Below are 1,855 nucleotides of genomic sequence, written 5' to 3'. Positions count from 1 at the left end.
CCGATCTTCTTGGGCATCAGCATTCCCAGCTTCACCTGCGCGGTGCTGGTGCTCTCGCTGTGGGGCGCCAGCGAGGTCGGCGAGGTGGTACGCGGGGCGCTGCAATCCCTGCCCCGGGGCCAGCGTGAAGCGGGGCTGTCCATCGGTCTTTCCGGTGCCCAGCTGTACGGCTACGTGTTGCTGCCCCAGGCGCTGAAACGCATGACGCCGCCGACCATCAACGTCTACACGCGAATCATCAAGACCAGCTCCCTGGCGGTGCTGATCGGCGTGGTGGACGTGATCAAGGTCGGCCAGCAGATCATCGAGCGCACCTACGAATCGGTGCTGATCTACGGCGTTCTGTTCCTGTTTTTCTTTTTTATCTGCTACCCGTTGTCGGCCGCCTCCCGCGTGCTGGAACGGCGCTGGACGCAAGCATGAGCGCATTGATCGAGTTCCAGGGTTTCAACAAATTCTTTGGCCCGCAGCAGGTGCTCAAGGAGGTCGACCTCAGCGTGGCCGCAGGGGAGGTGATCGTCATCCTTGGCCCCAGCGGCTGCGGCAAGAGCACCCTGTTGCGCTGCCTCAACGGCCTGGAAACCGCTCACAGCGGCCATCTGCGTTTCGCCGGGCGCGAGCTGCTCAGCCCCAGCACTGACTGGCGTCTGGTGCGCCAGCAGATCGGCATGGTGTTCCAGAGTTACCACCTGTTCCCCCACATGAACGTGCTGGACAACATCCTCCTCGGGCCGCTCAAGGTGCAGAAGCGCGAGCCCCGCGAAGCCCGGGCCCAGGCCGAAACGCTGCTGGAGCGGGTGGGCCTGCTGGACAAGCGCGAGGCCTTTCCCCGACAGCTGTCCGGCGGCCAGCAGCAACGCATCGCCATCGTCCGCTCGTTGTGCATGAACCCCCAGGTGATGCTGTTCGATGAGGTCACCGCGGCCCTTGATCCGGAGATGGTCAAGGAAGTGCTGCAGGTGATCCAGGGCCTGGCCCGGGACGGCATGACCCTGTTGATCGTCACCCATGAAATGGCCTTCGCCCGGGCCGTGGCCGACCGCATCGTGTTCATGGACGGCGGGCGCATCGTAGAACAGAACACCCCCGAGGCTTTCTTCACGAACCCGCAGAGCGCACGCGCGCAGCAGTTCCTGGAGAAGTTCTCCTTCGTTGAAGCACTGCCCAAGAAAGCCCCTAAAAAGGAACTGGAGCTCTTATGAAAACTGCCAAGTCTTCGCTGTTGTTACTGCCGCTGTTCGGTCTGGCCCTGCTGGCCGGCTGCGATAAATCCAATGATGCACCCAAGCCTGCGGCTACCGCTGCCAGCGCCGCGCCGGCGGCCGGCTACCTGGACAAGATCAAGGCCCGGGACAAGCTGATCGTCGGCGTGTTCACCGACAAGCCGCCGTTCGGCTTCGTCGATGAAACCGGGCGCTATGTGGGGTTCGATACCGACATTGGCCGGCGACTGGCCAAGGACCTGCTGGGGGACGAGAACAAGGTTGAATTCGTCGCCGTGGAACCGGCCAGCCGCATTCCCTTCCTGCAGAGCGACAAGGTCGACCTGATCCTGGCCAACATGACCGTGACCCCGGAGCGCAAGGAAGCGGTGGAATTCACCAACCCCAACCTCAAGGTGGCGGTGCAGGCCCTGGTGCCCGAAGGCAGTGTAGTGAAGAGCCTGGATGACCTGGCGAGCCGCACCACCATCGTCACCACCGGCACCACCGCGGACATCTGGCTGACCCAGAACCACCCGGACTGGAAACTGCTCAAGTTCGAGAAGAACACCGAGTCCCTGCAAGCCCTGGCCAATGGTCGTGGCGACGCCTACGCCCAGGACAACCTGATTCTGTTCAGTTGGTCCAAGCAG

At 63.0% G+C, this 1,855-nt stretch carries 3 protein-coding genes; all 3 read left to right on the top strand.

All coding sequences use genetic code 11. The annotated features are described in order from the left end of the window. Positions 1-423, top strand: a 423-nt coding sequence (locus tag BLX41_RS35335; protein WP_259744893.1) for an amino acid ABC transporter permease, incomplete at its 5' end; no start/stop codon positions are given. Then, positions 420-1,202: an amino acid ABC transporter ATP-binding protein gene (locus BLX41_RS13875; protein WP_123473123.1), complete on the top strand. Its 783-nt coding sequence runs from the start codon at positions 420-422 to the stop codon at positions 1,200-1,202. The genes BLX41_RS35335 and BLX41_RS13875, both read left to right, overlap by 4 nt. Further along, the coding region (locus BLX41_RS13870) for a transporter substrate-binding domain-containing protein (RefSeq protein ID WP_123725350.1) at positions 1,199-1,855 on the top strand (657 nt) is incomplete at its 3' end. The genes BLX41_RS13875 and BLX41_RS13870, both read left to right, overlap by 4 nt.

Source organism: Pseudomonas protegens (genome assembly GCF_003732485.1).
In the GTDB taxonomy this organism is placed as follows: Bacteria; Pseudomonadota; Gammaproteobacteria; order Pseudomonadales; family Pseudomonadaceae; genus Aquipseudomonas; species Aquipseudomonas protegens_B.
The sequence above is the reverse complement of the archived record's forward strand: the minus strand, read 5'-3'. Positions and strand labels throughout refer to the sequence as shown.